The sequence below is a fragment of the Sphingopyxis sp. BE259 genome (genome assembly GCF_031457495.1).
Lineage (GTDB): Bacteria > Pseudomonadota > Alphaproteobacteria > Sphingomonadales > Sphingomonadaceae > Sphingopyxis.
In genome coordinates, this window is sequence record NZ_JAVDWM010000001.1 from 3,082,489 (window position 1) to 3,098,286 (window position 15,798).

Below are 15,798 nucleotides of genomic sequence, written 5' to 3' on the forward strand. Positions count from 1 at the left end.
GGTTTTCTACTGGCAGGCGTAATGGCGGTCCTCACCGGCTGCGCGGCGACGGCGGGGCAGGTCGCGACCAAGGCCGCCCATATCCCTGCATTCGAAGACCGGTCGCTCGACGCCGTCACCGAAAAGGAACTTGTCCGTTATGCGGGCGAAGGCGAATTCCGCCGCTATCTCAAGACGCTGGAACGCCTCAAGGACCGCCGCGAACAAGCGAGTGCGAGCGCCGGGGGGCAGATCGTCGTCGCCGCGTTCACGCAGGACGAGCCGCCGGTCTGCGACGATCCCGAGCTCTGTCCCGCCGAGGACAGCAGCGACAGCGTCGTCGTGACCGGCAGCAAAGTTTCGGCCCCCACGTCGATCACCAATGTCCAGACCGCAGGGGTTGACGAGGGCGACATCGTCAAGCAGATCGGCGACTATCTGCTCGTGCTGCAGGATGGCCGCATCTTTGCGATCAACGTGAAAACGATGCAGCTCACCGACCGCGCCGATGTCTATCGCCGCATGCCCGCGGGTCACGTCAAGAAGCATCGGTGGGAGGATGATTTCGAGGGCGCCGACTGGTATGACGAGATGCTGGTCCAGGGCGACCATGTCATCATCACCGCCTACAGCTACGACGACAGCGCGACCGAAATGTCGATCTTCAAGCTCGATCAGGCGAGCGGTAAGGTGAAAAGCGAGGGCGTCTTCCTGATCACCTCCGACGATTATTACGACGTGGACAATTATGCGACGCGCATCGTCGGCGACCGGCTGGTCGTCTACACCCCCTATTCGCTCGAACAATTCGAAAAGCTGGACGACCGCCCCGTCTTGCGGCGCTGGCTGCCCGCGGCCGAGCGCAAGACGCGGCAGGCCGACGGCGCGCAATTGCTCGACGTCCGTTCGATCTACAAGCCGCTGCTGCGCACCGACGATCCCACCATTCACGCGATTTCGGTGTGCCCGCTCGGCGATTTCGACCGCAAGCGCCGCCTCGATTGCCGCACCACCGGCTTTGTCGGCCCGCGCGGCGCCGAAATGTTCGTGTCGCCCGAAACCATTTATCTGTGGAACGCGGCGGCACGCGATGTCGATATGTGGCGCCTGCCCGACTGCGTGAAAGACCTGGGCTATGACAAGCCCTACCCCGCGCTGCCGCGCGCCGATCGGCGCGATGTCGTTCCGGGCGCGCTCTATCGCCTGCCGATCCGCGAGCGCGACGCCAGCGTGGTGGGCGTGTCGGGCTTTCCCTATGACCATCTGTCGATGGACGAGCGCGATGGCGAATTTCGCGCGCTGGTCGATTGGCGCACCTTCCGCTGCGACGGCTCCTATCGCGCGCCCGCCGAAAACAGCTTCCTGAAAATCCGCACCAGCGCCTTCGCCACGATTTTCGAACCCGTCGCCGACGGCGATTTCACGCCGCTACCCACGACCGGGAAAGCGATCGTCGAAAACCGCTTCGCCGACGACTGGCTGGTCTTCGGCGGCCGCGACAGCTGGCGCGGCTATCCACCCGACGAGGACGAAGCACCGCAGTCGAGCAAGGCCGTCGCGGTTCCCGTCAAACGTCCCCGCGATGCGGTGGTGATCGACATTCCGCACAATGTTGTGCGCACCGAACGGGTAGGCAATGACATCATCGTCAACGGCTATCGCGATGACAAGGGGCTGAACCTGACCCTGATCGGGCTCGGCAAGGACGCGCGCATCCTGTCGACCACCTTCCTGTCGCGGCGTTACGAAAGCGAAGGCCGCAGCCACGCGTTCAACAGCGTCGTCGATGCAGACGGCAATGGCATTATCGGGGTGCCGACGGTCAAGGGCCGTGAGGAATCGGGGCGCTGGTGGTGGCGATCCGACACCTCGGACCTCAGCTTCCTGACCAAATCGCCCATCGGCAAGCTCACCGACGCAGGCGCGCTGATCGCCACTGCGGCGGACGATGTCGAAACCCACCCCGATTACGAGTGCGAAGTGTCGTGCATCGACTGGTATGGCAATTCGCGCCCGGTGTTCCTTGCCGGGCGCATCTTTGGCCTGATGGGTACCAGCTTGGTCGAGGCGCGCATCGACGCGGGGCGGATCAAGGAAGTCGCGCGCATCGACCTGACGACGCCATTGCCGCGTTAGCGCTGTGCTTTGGCGTTTATTCCGGTAAAACTCCGTTCGTCCTGAGGAAGGGCTGAGCGAAGTCGAAGACCCGTCTCGAAGCCTGTCCTGAGCGCCTGCAGGGCAGTCGAAGGGGACCGAGCGCCCCGCCAAGTCCTTCGAGACGCCATTTCGACAAGCTCAATGGCTCCTCAGGACGAACGGTCTTAATCAGGAAAGTCTGCCAGCCAGAGCCTAGTCGATGGCGAACGAAACGCCTTGCGCCAGCGGCAGGGCGTCCGAATAATTGATCGTGTTGGTCGCGCGCCGCATATATTGGCGCCACGCATCCGACCCGCTCTCGCGCCCGCCGCCGGTTTCCTTTTCGCCTCCGAATGCGCCGCCGATTTCGGCGCCGCTAGTGCCCAGGTTGACGTTGGCGATGCCGCAATCGCTGGCGACCAGAAACCGCTCGGCCTCGCGCATGTCGGTGGTGAAGATCGCCGACGACAGCCCGGCCGCGACATCGTTGTGCAGTTCGATCACGGCATCCAGATCATGATAGCGCATGACATACAGGATCGGCGCGAATGTCTCGTCGAGCACAGGGCCGACCTGCCCCGGCATTTCGACCAGCGTCGGCTTCACATAGAAACTTGCCCCTTCGCCGACGCGCTCGCCGCCATGAACCATGCCGCCCGCCTGGCGCGCCGCGGTCAGCGCCTCCTGCATCATCTCATAAGCCGCGCGGTCGATCAGCGGCCCGACGAGCCTGTCGCCCTCCAGCGGATTGCCGACGCCGACGCTCGCGTAAGCTGTCTTCAGCTTGGCCACGAACCCGTCGTAGATGCTGTCGTGCAGGAATAATCGCCGCGTCGTCGTGCAGCGCTGCCCCGCGGTCCCGATCGCGCCGAACGCGACCCCACGCAGCGCGAGGTCGAGGTCGGCCGACGGTGCGACGATCACGCCGTTGTTGCCGCCAAGCTCCAGGATCGCGCGCGCGAACCGCGCCGCCAGCCGCGGCGCGACCGCGCGGCCCATCCGCGTCGAACCCGTCGCCGACACCAGCGCGACACGGGCGTCATCGACCAGCGCCTCGCCCGCTTCGCGTCCGCCGATCAGCAGCGGCGCCAGACCGGGTGGGGCATCGCCGAAGCGCGCCACCGCCCGCTCGAAAATCGCCTGCGTCGCGAGCGCGGTGAGCGGCGTTTTTTCCGACGGCTTCCACACCACGCTGTTGCCGCAAACGAGCGCGAGCGCGGCATTCCAGGCCCACACCGCAACGGGGAAATTGAACGCCGAGATTACCCCGACGACGCCCAGCGGGTGCCAGACCTCCATCATCCGGTGCCCCGGCCGTTCGGTCGCGATCGTCAGGCCATAGAGCTGGCGCGACAGCCCGACGGCGAAGTCACAGATGTCGATCATCTCCTGCACCTCGCCGGCCCCCTCCGACGGAATCTTGCCCGCCTCGATCGTGACCAGTTTCGCCAGATCATCCTTGGCCGCGCGCAGCTCGTCGCCCCACAAACGCACGAGTTCGCCGCGCCGCGGGGCGGGGACATTGCGCCAGGCGCGATAGGCAGCGGTTGCGGTGTCGAGGGCCTCATCGATCGCGCGCGCGTCCGCGGTGATCAGCCGCGCCATCCGTTCGCCGGTGATCGGCGTGAACGACGACATCTCGCCCTCGGTCCAAAGTCGGCGATCGACGCCCAGCTTTTCCATAAGCCGCCCGACCTCATCCCCAATATCAACCATGGATTTTCCTTTCGCGCCGCTGTGCGGCCCGCGCATAGTCGCTCCTCCCCATTCGTGTCGAGCGAAGTCGAGACACGCCCACGGCGCCAGACGCATCTCGACTTCGCTCGATGCGAACGGTTAAGAGAGGGCAATAGAGGAGAAAAGCCCTTGTCCGACCTACCCCCCTCCGAACCCTTGGTCCCCGTCCCCGCCGACGCCGCGGCTAACACGCATTGCACCGCCGCCGACTATGACCGGCTCTATGCGCAGAGCATCGCGGACCCCGACGCCTTCTGGGCCGAACAGGCGAAGCGGCTCGACTGGATGACCTCGCCGATCAGGATCGCCAACTGGTCCTACGATCCGGTGTCGATCAAATGGTATGAGGACGGCGTCCTCAATCTTTGTCACAATGCCGTCGATCGCCATGTCGCCGCCGGACATGGCAGCCGCACCGCAATCATCTTCGAACCCGACGCACCCGACGGCGAGACACGCACGATCAGCTATGCGGCGCTGCTCGCCGATGTCGTCCGCTTTGCGAACACGCTGAAGAAACTGGGCGTCCAAAAGGGCGACCGTGTTACCATTTACATGCCGATGATCCCCGAGGGCGCAGTGGCGATGCTCGCCTGCGCGCGCATCGGCGCGGTGCACAGCGTCGTCTTCGGCGGCTTTTCGCCCGAGGCAATCCACGGCCGCATCGAGGATTGCGCCAGTGACTGGGTGATCTGTGCCGACGAAGGGCGGCGCGGCGGCAAGACGGTACCGCTCAAAGCCAATGTCGATACCGCGCTGGAGCGGATCGACGTCAAAGCCGTGCTCGTCATCGCGCACACCGGCGGCGATGTTGCGATGAAGGAAGGCCGCGACCATTGGTACGATGCGCTGTCCGCCGATGTCGGCGACTCCTGCCCGTGCGAGCCGATGAATGCCGAGGACCCGCTCTTCATCCTCTACACCTCGGGCTCGACCGGCAAACCCAAGGGCGTCCTCCACACCGTCGGCGGCTATTCGGTGTGGACCGCCAGCACCTTCTACTATGGCTTTGATTATCGCCTTGGCGAGATTTTCTGGTGCACCGCCGACATCGGCTGGGTCACCGGGCACAGCTATGTTGTTTACGGGCCGCTGCAAAACGGCGCGACGACCCTGATGTTCGAGGGCGTACCCAATTACCCCGACCATGACCGGTTCTGGCAGGTGGTCGACAAGCATCGGGTCAACATTCTCTACACCGCGCCAACCGCAATCCGCGCGCTGATGCGCGAGGGCGCAGACTATGTGACGCGCCATGATCTGAGCTCGCTCCGCCTGCTCGGCAGCGTCGGCGAACCGATCAATCCCGAGGCGTGGCGCTGGTATAGCGACACCGTCGGAAAGGGGCGCGTCCCCGTGATCGACACCTGGTGGCAGACCGAGACCGGCGGCATCATGATCACCACCCTGCCCGGCGCGCATCCGATGCAGCCGGGCAGCGCGGGTCGTCCCTTCTTCGGCATCCGCCCGCAGCTGGTCGATGCCGAAGGCGGCGTGCTGGTCGACGAGCAGACCGGCGGCGCGGCCGAGGGGAACCTCTGCATCACCCACAGCTGGCCGGGTCAGGCGCGGACGATCTATGGCGATCATCAGCGCTTCGCGGACACCTATTTTTCGACCTATCGCGGCAAATATTTCACCGGCGACGGCTGCCGCCGCGACGGCGACGGTTACTGGCGGATCACCGGCCGCGTCGACGACGTCATCAATGTGTCGGGCCACCGCATGGGCACCGCCGAGGTCGAAAGCGCGCTTGTGCTGCACCCGGATGTCGCCGAGGCCGCCGTCGTCGGCTTCCCGCACGACATCAAGGGCCAGGGCATCTACGCCTATGTGACGCTCAACGCCGGGGTCGAAGCATCGGCGGAAGTCGAAGCGGCACTGAAACAACAGGTCCGCAAGGAAATCGGGCCGATCGCGACCCCCGACCATATCCACCTGACCCCCGGCCTGCCCAAGACGCGGTCGGGCAAAATCATGCGGAGGATTTTACGCAAGATCGCCGAGAATGACTTCGGGTCACTAGGCGATACCTCGACGCTCGCCGATCCGAGCCTGGTCGACGGGTTGATCGACGGTCGGAAGAGCCGCTGAAAAATGCCGACCTAATCCGTTCGCATCGAGCGAAGTCGAGATGCCCGTCGGTCGTGCGCGCCTTCGGGGTGTCTCGACTTCGACCAGAGGTCGAAGTTTATCCTGAGCGCCTGCCAAGGCAGTCGAAGGGCTCGACACGAACGGGAAGGGATCGTTGTTCGCTTCCTAAAAATGAAAGTCGGGCAATTCCGCCAGCGCAATCCCCAGCGCCTCGGCCCAGCCATCGGCGACGCTTTCGAAATAGGGGTCATTGCGTTCAAAGCGTCGTTCGCGCACGGCGACGAAATCGTCGCGCTCGTGGATTTTCAGGTCGATCGGCAAATCGACCCCGGCGTTGGCGCGGATCGTCGAATCGAACGACACGCAGAGCAGCTTGACCGCATCCTCGAACGACATCGCGGGATCATAGGACCGCACGATGATCGGGCGACCATATTTCGTCTCGCCGATCTGAAAAAACGGATTGTCCTCGCCCGCCTCGATGAAATTGCCCTCGGGATAGATCATGAACAGCCGCGGTTCGGCGCCCTTGATCTGGCCACCGATGATCAGCGAGGCGCGAAACGGCGATGCCGCCGCCGGGCCTTCGGCATTATGGCGCATCACGATCTGGCGCAGCGTTTCGCCGACGATCGTCGCGATCTGGAACATCGACGGCGCTTCCAGGATCGACGGGTGGCGGTCTTCGGGCGCCTTGGTGCGCTCGTCGAGCAGACTGACCACCGCCTGCGTCGTCGCCAGATTGCCCGCCGACATCAGGGTGATGACGCGCTCGCCCGGCACATGCCAGCTCCGCATCTTGCGGACCTGTGCGATGTCGTCGACACCGGCATTGGTGCGGGTGTCCGACATGAACACCAGCCCCTTGTTCAAACGCATCCCCACGCAATAAGTCATCGAATCCTATATCCCCGCCCCGGATATTCCCGATTGTCCCGGCCCGCTTATTGCTGGACCTGCAATTGAACAACCAGATTTTCCTGCGCCGCACCATAACGCATCCCGCGAACCGGCGCGGCATCGCGATAATCGAGCCCGGTGGCGACGCGAATATAACGCTGATCGGGCGAATGGCCGTTGCTGACGTCGAACCCGATCCAGCCGATATGGTCGAAATGCGCCTCCGCCCAGGCATGGGTTGCGTCCTGCTGGGTGCGGTCGTTCATCATCAGATAACCCGACACATAGCGCGCCGGATGCCCCAGATGGCGCATCGCCGCGATGAAGATATGCGCGTGATCCTGACACACCCCGCCTTCGCTGCCGAGCGCCTGTTCGGCAGTCGTTTCGGCATTGGTGACGCCGATCCGATACGCCAGCCGCTGAATGATCAGCGCCGACAGCGCGTGGGCGCGTTCGATGTCATTGGCATGGTCGCGGCCCAGCTGCGCGGTCAGCGCCCGCACTTGCCGACCCACGCGGGTCAACGGAGTCGGGCGCAGAAAGGTCCACAGCGGCATCGCGCCGCGATGCGCGCCGATCACCCCGTCCCATGTTTCGAGCTCGACCGTGCCGTGGCAACGGATCGTCAGTTCGGTCACCCCACCATCGATGGCAATCAGATCGACACCGTTGCCATGATGATCGGTGTAATGCAGCTGCTGGGCGCCGCCCTCGATGTCGATCGCCCAATCGACGATATGCTGTTGCCCCGGCCGGTCCTTGGGCGTGAGCTTGAGTTGCTGCAGCGCATATTTGACCGGCGCATCATAGTGATAACGGGTGATATGTTCGACGCGAAGTTTCATTCGACAAACCGATAGTCGCGCTCGACCTGCCGCGCGAGCGCGGCGGTGTCGCGGAGGAAACCCGTGACAAACTGATGCAGACCGCCGTCGAAGATCGACTGGATCGGGGCATCGAGCTTGTCGTGGACCAGCGTATGCGCCATCTGCCACGCGTCGGTCTCGTCGCCATAATGGCGCTGTAGCTGGGCCAGGTGATTTTCCATCCGTTCGCTGCAAAAGGCCAGGCTGCGCGGCATCTGGCGATAGAGGATCAGGAACTCGGCGATCTTCAGCGCGCTGATTTCTGCCCCGTACAGCCAGCGATAGGCGCGGTGCGCCGACACCGATCGCAGGATCGTTTCCCACTGCACATTGTCGATCGAGGTGCCGATATGCGCAACCGACGGAAGCAGCAGATAATATTTGACGTCGAGGATGCGCGCGGTGTTGTCGGCGCGCTCCAGAAAGGTGCCGAGCTGCGCGAAATGATAGCCGTCGTTGCGGAGCATCGTGCCGTTGAGCGCCCCGCGCACCTGCGCGCTTTGCTGGCGGATCGTTGTCAGCACGTCGGGCAGATCGTCCTCGCGCACCTGGCGTTTGAGCAGCGCGGTCAGCGTCATCCAGCTGGTGTTCACGGCCTCCCAGGTCTCGCGGGTCAGCGCGGTGCGCGCGGTGCGCGCATTGTCGCGCGCCTGCCGGATTACCGACAAGATGCTCGACGGATTGGCGGGATCGCGGAGCAGAAAATCGATCACCCGCGCCGAGCTGTAATCGCCATGCGCGACCTTGAACGCCGGATTGACCCCCGCGGTCACCAGCACCGATTTCCATTCGGCGGCGGCGGTCTGTGACCGGGTCAGCGCAATGCGGAACCCGGCGTCGATCAGGCGCGCGTTATTCTCGCTGCGCTCAAGGTAGCGCGCCATCCAGAAGAGGCTGCCTGCGGTCTTGCCCAGCATCAGTCTTCCAACACCCACGTATCCTTCGTCCCGCCGCCCTGACTCGAATTCACCACCAGCGAACCCTTGGTCATCGCGACGCGGGTCAGCCCGCCGGGGGTGATCGTGATCCCCTGCGGCGACATCAGCACGAACGGGCGCAGGTCGACATGGCGCGGCGCCAGCCCCTTTTTGGTGAAGATCGGTACGGTCGACAGCGACAGCGTCGGCTGGGCGATATAGTTGCTGGGGTTGGCTTCCAGCTTGGCCCGGAATGCCGCCAGCTCCTTCTTGCTCGCCGCGGGGCCGACGAGCATCCCATATCCGCCCGATCCGTGGACTTCCTTGACCACCAGTTCGGGCAAGCGGTCGAGCACTTCGCGCAGATGCTCCGGGTCCGAGCAGCGCCAGGTCGGGACGTTAGGCAGCAACGCCTTCTCGCCGGTATAAAATTCGATGATGTCGGGCATGTAGCTATACAGCGCCTTGTCATCGGCAATACCGGTGCCGGGCGCATTGGCGATGGTGATGCCGCCGGCGCGATAGACGTCCCAGATCCCCGGCACCCCGAGCATCGAGTCGGGACGAAAGTTCAGCGGATCGAGGAAATCGTCATCGACGCGGCGATAGAGGACGTCGATCGCCTTATATCCCTGCGTCGTGCGCATCGCGACGCGGCCATCGACGACGCGCAGGTCGTGCCCCTCGACCAGCTCGGCGCCCATATGGTCGGCGAGGTAGCTATGCTCGTAATAGGCGCTGTTGTGGATGCCCGGGGTCAGCACCGCGACGGTCGGCGTCCCGCCGCACGCCGGCGGCGCGCAGGCGGCAAGCGATTTCAGCAGGTTGATCGGATAATCGCTGACCTCGCGTACCGGCACCTTCGCGAACAGTTCCGGAAACATCTGGAGCATCGTTTCGCGATTTTCGAGCATGTAGGACACGCCCGACGGGGTGCGCGCATTATCCTCGAGCACGTAAAATTCGTTGGCGCCGGTGCGCACGATGTCGGTGCCGCTGATATGCGTATAGATGCCACCGGGCGGATCGAGGCCCATCATCATCGGCAGAAATGCGACATTGCCGGCAATCAGCGACGTCGGCACTCGCCCCGCGCGCAAAATCTCCTGCCGGTGATAAATGTCGTAGAGAAAGGCGTTGAGCGCGCGGACGCGCTGTTCGATACCGCGCGACAGGCGGCGCCATTCGCTGGCCGAGATGATGCGCGGCACAACGTCGAACGGGATCAGCCGCTCGTCACCGTCGACGGCGCCATAGACGTTGAAGGTGATCCCGGTGGTGCGGAACAGCGCTTCGGCCTGCACCGCCTTGTGCTGGATGCGCGCGACATCCTCGGCCTCGAACCACCCGCAATATTCGCGATAGGGCGACCGGGTTTCGCCCTCATGGCTGTTCATTTCATCAAAAAAGGAAATGCGTCTGCCCTTTCCACGCAACATGCCGCCCGTTACCGCGCCCGACATTTTTGGTCGGCGCGGTGCATCCTGTTCCAGCTGCTGCGTCGCCCACCGGCTACGCGGCCATTGGGCTTATCCGCCGGATGCTAGCACCGCCGCGCCGGAAGGCAAGAGCGCAAGAAAGCCTTAGAAACCAAACAGCAGCCGGACCGCGACAAAGCCGACGAGCAGCGCGGAGAGCCGCCGGATGAGCGTCGCCGGGCCGCTCTTGACCGCCAGCTGCGTCCCGATCGCACCGCCGATCAACACCGCGATCAGCAGCGGCCAATGGCTCGCGACCGCGTGGAGCATCGCGTCGCCCTTGCCTTTGATCAGCTGGCCGGTCAGCCCGAACAGGCTGTTGATCAGGATGAACAGGCTGGCGGTCGCCGCCACCGACCGTTCCTCGGCCCAGCGGATCAGGTGCAGGATCGGCGCGAGGAAGATGCCCCCGCCAATGCCGACGACCCCGGCCAGATAGCCGAGCGCCGCGGCGATCGGCAGAAGCAGCGTGGCGGGCAACCGGACTGGTCTGGTCGTCTGCGGCTGGATCAACAGCGCCAGCGCCGAGGCGAGCAGCGATCCACCGAGCAAGGTGACGAGCACCCCCTGCTTGACCGGGGTCAGCCCGCCCAGAAAGGCCAGCGGTGCGGCGACCGCGACCAGCGGCAGCGCCTTCGCCCAGGGCAGCACCCCGGCCCGCGCAAAGCGGATCGTCCCGCCGCTGACGACGATGACGTTGCACGCCAAGCTGATCGCCGGGACCAGCCCGACAGCGACGCCGCCGAGCAGCAACAGCGCGGTATAGGTCGACCCGCCACCGAACCCGACCGCGGCATAGAGTAGCGCGGTCAGGCCAAAGAGCGCGGCGAGTCCGGCCATCGCGTCTGCGCCGTATCAGATCGCGCCGTGGCAATGCTTATATTTGCGGCCCGAACCGCACGGGCATGGCGCGTTGCGGCTGATCTCCAGCGAGGCGTAGGGGTTCTCGCCCTCTGGCATGTCTGGACGCGGGATCTGCATCGGCGGCAGCGTGTTGGCGATCACGCCCAGACCGCCGCTATCGATGTCGGCGCTGTTGTCTTCACCGGTGAACGGATCGATGTGCGTGGTCAGGAAATCGGGCAGGTCGGGGAGCGGCATCGGCTCGGGCTCGTCAAAGCGCAAGTCGATCCGTGCGACGGTGCGCGTCACGTCCTCGCGGATGTTCGACAACATGCGTTCGAACAGCGCAAAGGCTTCCTGCTTATATTCGTTGATCGGCTGCTTCTGCGCATAGGCGCGCAGGAAGACGACCTGTCGCAGCGCGTCGAGCGTCGCGAGATGCTCTTTCCAATGATGATCAAGCGTCTGGAGCAGCACCGATTTTTCGATGCCTTTCCAGGTGTCGGCGTCGACCAGCGCCGCTTTTTCAGCGGCGACCGCATCGGCCTGCGCCTGGATGCGCTCTTCAAAGATTTCGGCGTCGACCGCGTCTTCCTGCATCCAGTCGTCGATCGGAGGATTGAGATCGAGGATGTTCGACACCCGCTCCTTCATCTGGTCGATATCCCATTGTTCGGGATAGCTGCCCGGCGGGCAGGCATCGGCGATGATCGCATTGACGGTTTCGGCGCGCATCGCGACCATGACCTCGTCGACGGTCTCGCTGTCGATGATTTCGCCACGCTGTTCGTAGATGACCTTGCGCTGGTCGTTCATGACGTTGTCATACTCGACGACCTGCTTGCGAATATCGTAATTGCGCGCTTCGACCTTTTTCTGCGCGGTCTCGATCGCCTTCGACAGCCATTTCGACCCGATCGCTTCGCCATCCTCCAGATTCTTGTTCATCATCTTTGAAAACAGCGTGTCGGGGCCAAAGATGCGGAGGAGATCGTCGTCGAGGCAGAGGTAGAATTTCGACAGGCCGGGGTCACCCTGGCGCCCCGAACGGCCGCGCAGCTGGTTGTCGATACGGCGGCTTTCGTGGCGTTCGGTGGCGAGCACAAATAGCCCGCCGGCTGCCTTCACCGCCTCACGCTCGGCCGCGACTTCTTCGTGGATGCGCGCGATGGCGGCTTCGCGCTCGGCGCCTTCGGGAACATCGTTCAGCTCGTCGTTGATGCGAAATTCTTCGTTGCCGCCCAGTTTGATGTCGGTGCCGCGGCCGGCCATGTTGGTCGCGATGGTGACCGCACCGGTGCGCCCGGCCTGCGCGACGATATGCGCCTCATTTTCGTGAAAACGCGCATTCAGGATGCTGTGCGCGACGCCCTCCTCTTTCAGGTAGGACGACAGCAATTCGGACTTTTCGATCGACACGGTGCCGACCAGCACTGGCTGGCCGCGCTCGTTCGCGGCGCGGATCGTCTTGGCAATGGCGCCGAACTTGTCGGCGATATTCTTGTAAAACTCGTCCTCGTCGTCGACGCGCGCGATCGGACGGTTGGTCGGGATGTTGACGACATTCATCTTGTAGATGTCGAAAAATTCGGCGGCCTCGGTCGCCGCGGTGCCGGTCATCCCCGACAATTTGGGATACATGCGAAAATAATTCTGGAAGGTGATCGACGCCAGCGTCTGGTTCTCGGGCTCGATCTGGACGCCTTCCTTGGCCTCGACCGCCTGGTGCAGGCCGTCGGACCAGCGGCGCCCGTCCATCATGCGGCCGGTGAATTCGTCGATGATCACGACCTTGCCGTCCTTGACGATATAGTCGGTGTCGATGCGGAACATCTGGATCGCTTTGAGCGCCTGATTGACGTGATGGACGACTTGGGTGTTTTCGATGTCGTACAAATTGTTGCCCTGGAGCAGCCCGGCCTCTTCCAGCAGGCGCTCGACATGCTCGGTGCCATCTTCGGTCAGGTTGATCGACTTGGACTTTTCGTCCTTTTCATAATCCTCTTCGGTCAGATTGAGGACGACCTCGTTGACGCGGATATATAGTTCGGACTTGTCATCGGTCGGGCCGGAGATGATCAGCGGGGTGCGCGCTTCGTCGATCAAAATCGAATCGACTTCATCGACGATCGCGAAATTGAAGGTGCGATGGACCATCTGCTGGCGATCGAACTTCATGTTATCGCGCAGATAATCGAACCCCAGCTCGTTGTTCGTCGCATAGGTGATGTCGCTGCCATAGGCTTCCCGGCGCTGCATTTCGTTGAGGTTGGGGACGATGATCCCGGTGGTCAGCCCCAGAAAGCCATAGACCTGCCCCATCCATTCGGCGTCGCGGCGGGCGAGATAGTCGTTGACGGTGACGACATGCACGCCCTTGCCTTCCAGCGCGTTGAGGTAGGCGGCCAGCGTCGCGACCAACGTCTTGCCTTCGCCGGTGCCCATTTCGGCGATCTCGCCGCGGTGCATGACGATGCCGCCGATCATCTGGACGTCGAAATGGCGCATCCCGAGAGTGCGGACCGCGGCTTCGCGCACCGTCGCAAAGGCTTCGGGCAAAATGTCGTCGAGCGTTTCGCCGGCTTCCAGCCGGGCACGGAATTTCGGCGTCTGCGCTTGCAGCGTTGCATCGTCAAACGCCTGCATCGTCGGTTCAAAGGCGTTGATCTTGTCGACGATCTTGCGGATCGAGGCGACATAGCGATCGTTGGACGAGCCGAACAGGCTCTTGGCAAGGCCAGAAAACATACGAGATTCCTTGGAATATTAAGTGGAAAGGCGGCGTGCGGGCCGCGAAAATATATGAAAAGCCCCAAGGCGGAGCGGCGCCTGAAAAACAGGACGCTAAATCGCCGCTCTATTCGAGCGCGCGGTCGCTGCCGGTGAGCAGGCCGGGCAGATGCGGCGGCGGCGCTTTGCGCGGTTTGCGGCCCGTGTCGCCGCCGGTGGTGCGCCGGGTCGGCGTCGTCGCAGTCGGGCGGCGTTCGCTATCGCTGACTTCGGCCTGCCCCGCGGTTTCGGCGAGCAGGACAAGCGCGCCCATCGCCGCCGGTGTGGCAGGCGCGGCAACGGCCCGGTCGGCGGTCGCCAGGCCGGTCAACAATGCCAAAAGGGTCAGCAATAACCGCAAGAATCGCCCCTGTTACGCTTCGGAACGACGAATATTGCGCCCCGTTCCCTGAACATAGGGTGAAAGCGGGGCTGCGTCTAGAGGGTGGGAGGCGTCAAGCGGAACGATCAGATCGTCGCGCCGAGGCATTTCCGGACCGCCTTCTATTCCCGTTTGTGTCGAGCGAAGTCGAGACACCCTTCGGCAGCGCAGAACTTCGGGGTGTCTCGACTTCGCTCGACACAAACGGGATTTATAGGACGGCTTGTCCGAAATCCGTCGCTAACCGCCATCTCCCAACGCCGGATTCAACCCTTTCACCTCAATCAGAAAACTCTTCGGCTTCTTGAACAATTTGCTCTTGCGATTGACCGTCAGCCCGACAATCTCGGCCAGCTCCATCACAAAATGCACGCAATTGCGTTTGTTCAAACTGTAACTCGGCTGCTCGCGGTCGCGCCATTCGGCGACCTTCGCCATGACCAGGGCATAGGTCGCATCGTTGATTATGACGTCGAACTGGCGGTCGCTTTTGGCGATATAGTCGGGCTCGGACGATTCCACCTTGCCCTTCACCGACCCGAACAGGATCGCGGGACTGACTGCCGTCGCGGTAAAGCCGTAATTGGCGTCGACCGCCTCGCCAGTCGCATCGACCTTGCCCTTCATCACGATGAAAGCGTGCGGAAAGCGGTCGCCGAAATCATGGCTGTAGAAGCTCACCACCACCTCGGCGCGCGCCGGAGCGGTGAGGCCCGCGCACAGCATCAGCAGCGACAGGAGGATCAGGCGGAGGCCGCGGGTCATCGCCGCTCTCTTAGCCAGCGACCCGCCGTCTTGCCAAGCCGTCATTGCCGCTTGACCGACACGTCAACTTGGCATCTGGTCGCACTGACAAGAATGTCAGGAGGGAGCCTATGGCACGCAAAGCGATCTTCATCACCGGCGGTGGATCGGGCATCGGCCGCGCCGTCGCGCGCCATTTTGCCGGCCAAGGCTGGTTCGTCGGGATCGCCGACGTCAACCGCGCCGGGATCGACGAAACCGCGACGCTGCTGCCCGATGGCGCGTCGTCGCGGCACGTCATGGACGTGCGCGACCGCGACCAGTGGGCCGCCGCGCTCGATGCCTTTGCCAAGGACAGCGGCGGTCGGCTCGACGTGCTGTTCAACAACGCCGGGATCGGCACCGGCGGCCAGTTTGCCGACATGTCGCCGGCGGAGGCCGACCGCCTGATCGCGATCAATTTCGGCGGTGTCGTCAACGGCATCTACGCCGCGCTGCCGATGCTGCGCGCGACGCCGGGATCGACGATCCTCAACACCGGATCGGCGTCGGGATTCTATGGCGTCGCGGGGCTGGCGATCTATTCGGCGACGAAGTTCGCGGTGCGCGGATTGACCGAGGCGCTCGAAATCGAGTTCGCCAAACACGGCATCAAGGTCCGCTCGCTGATGCCGGGCTTCATCGACACGCCGCTGCTCGACCAGGTCAGCGCCGACAGCAACGAACCGGCGCGCGACCGCCTGTCGCAAAGCGGGTTCGAGATCGTCCCGGTCGAACGCGTCGCCGAGGCGGCGTGGGACGCAGTGCACGGCGACAAGGTTCATGTCACGGTCGGCAAAATGGCGAAACGGCTGGCGCGCCTGGCGCGCTGGTTCCCCGGGCTGATCATGCGCCAGTCGAAGAAGATCGACGGGCTGGACGCGGCGGGGCATTAGGTGCCGCGGCCTCGA

12 protein-coding genes are annotated in these 15,798 nt (G+C 63.7%); 3 read left to right on the forward strand and 9 right to left on the reverse strand.

Annotated elements, in window-relative coordinates; genetic code table 11:
* The first annotated feature begins 21 nt into the window (after positions 1 to 21).
* Positions 22 to 2,115, forward strand: coding sequence for a beta-propeller domain-containing protein (locus J2X44_RS14760; protein WP_310085607.1), 2,094 nt, complete (start codon positions 22 to 24; stop codon positions 2,113 to 2,115).
* A 213-nt stretch (positions 2,116 to 2,328) separates the two neighbouring features.
* Here J2X44_RS14760 and J2X44_RS14765 read toward each other — a convergent pair whose 3' ends face one another.
* Positions 2,329 to 3,831 carry an aldehyde dehydrogenase family protein gene (locus tag J2X44_RS14765; RefSeq protein WP_310085609.1) on the reverse strand — a complete coding sequence of 501 codons (1,503 nt, stop codon included), beginning with the start codon at positions 3,829 to 3,831 and terminating at the stop codon, positions 2,329 to 2,331.
* Positions 3,832 to 3,981: 150 nt separating this feature from the next.
* On the opposite strand from J2X44_RS14765, the gene acs reads away from it, so the two are divergent.
* The gene (gene acs, locus J2X44_RS14770; RefSeq protein ID WP_310085612.1) at positions 3,982 to 5,946 is read left to right on the forward strand and encodes an acetate--CoA ligase; all 1,965 of its coding nucleotides are present in this window, start codon (positions 3,982 to 3,984) and stop codon (positions 5,944 to 5,946) included.
* A gap of 165 nt (positions 5,947 to 6,111) precedes the next feature.
* Here acs and J2X44_RS14775 read toward each other — a convergent pair whose 3' ends face one another.
* The 8 genes from J2X44_RS14775 to J2X44_RS14810 all read right to left on the reverse strand — a co-directional run bounded on the left by J2X44_RS14775 (position 6,112) and on the right by J2X44_RS14810 (position 14,869).
* Entirely contained in the window at positions 6,112 to 6,843 is a 732-nt protein-coding gene (locus tag J2X44_RS14775; protein WP_310085615.1) for a peptidase, read from the reverse strand.
* Between the two features lie 47 nt (positions 6,844 to 6,890).
* On the reverse strand, positions 6,891 to 7,694 hold the full coding sequence (locus J2X44_RS14780) for a transglutaminase family protein (protein WP_310085616.1): 804 nt from the start codon (positions 7,692 to 7,694) through the stop codon (positions 6,891 to 6,893).
* On the reverse strand, positions 7,691 to 8,632 hold the full coding sequence (locus J2X44_RS14785) for an alpha-E domain-containing protein (protein WP_310085618.1): 942 nt from the start codon (positions 8,630 to 8,632) through the stop codon (positions 7,691 to 7,693). Before J2X44_RS14785 ends, J2X44_RS14780 begins: the two co-directional genes overlap by 4 nt.
* Positions 8,632 to 10,029, reverse strand: a complete 1,398-nt coding sequence (locus J2X44_RS14790; protein ID WP_310085620.1) for a circularly permuted type 2 ATP-grasp protein — start codon at positions 10,027 to 10,029, stop codon at positions 8,632 to 8,634. Before J2X44_RS14790 ends, J2X44_RS14785 begins: the two co-directional genes overlap by 1 nt.
* A 186-nt stretch (positions 10,030 to 10,215) precedes the next feature.
* Positions 10,216 to 10,950, reverse strand: coding sequence for a sulfite exporter TauE/SafE family protein (locus tag J2X44_RS14795; RefSeq protein WP_310085622.1), 735 nt, complete (start codon positions 10,948 to 10,950; stop codon positions 10,216 to 10,218).
* Positions 10,951 to 10,965: 15 nt separating this feature from the next.
* A complete protein-coding gene (gene secA, locus J2X44_RS14800; RefSeq protein ID WP_310085624.1) occupies positions 10,966 to 13,701 on the reverse strand; it encodes a preprotein translocase subunit SecA in 2,736 nt (911 codons plus the stop codon).
* 109 nt (positions 13,702 to 13,810) lie between these two features.
* Positions 13,811 to 14,053 (reverse strand): hypothetical protein, encoded by a 243-nt coding sequence (locus tag J2X44_RS14805; protein ID WP_310249331.1) that lies wholly within the window; start codon positions 14,051 to 14,053, stop codon positions 13,811 to 13,813.
* Positions 14,054 to 14,344: 291 nt separating this feature from the next.
* Complete coding sequence (locus tag J2X44_RS14810) at positions 14,345 to 14,869, reverse strand: hypothetical protein (RefSeq protein ID WP_310085628.1); 525 nt, start codon at positions 14,867 to 14,869, stop codon at positions 14,345 to 14,347.
* Positions 14,870 to 14,979: 110 nt separating this feature from the next.
* Between J2X44_RS14810 and J2X44_RS14815 the strand changes: the two genes are divergently transcribed.
* On the forward strand, positions 14,980 to 15,783 hold the full coding sequence (locus J2X44_RS14815) for an SDR family oxidoreductase (RefSeq protein WP_310085630.1): 804 nt from the start codon (positions 14,980 to 14,982) through the stop codon (positions 15,781 to 15,783).
* Positions 15,784 to 15,798 lie beyond the last annotated feature (15 nt).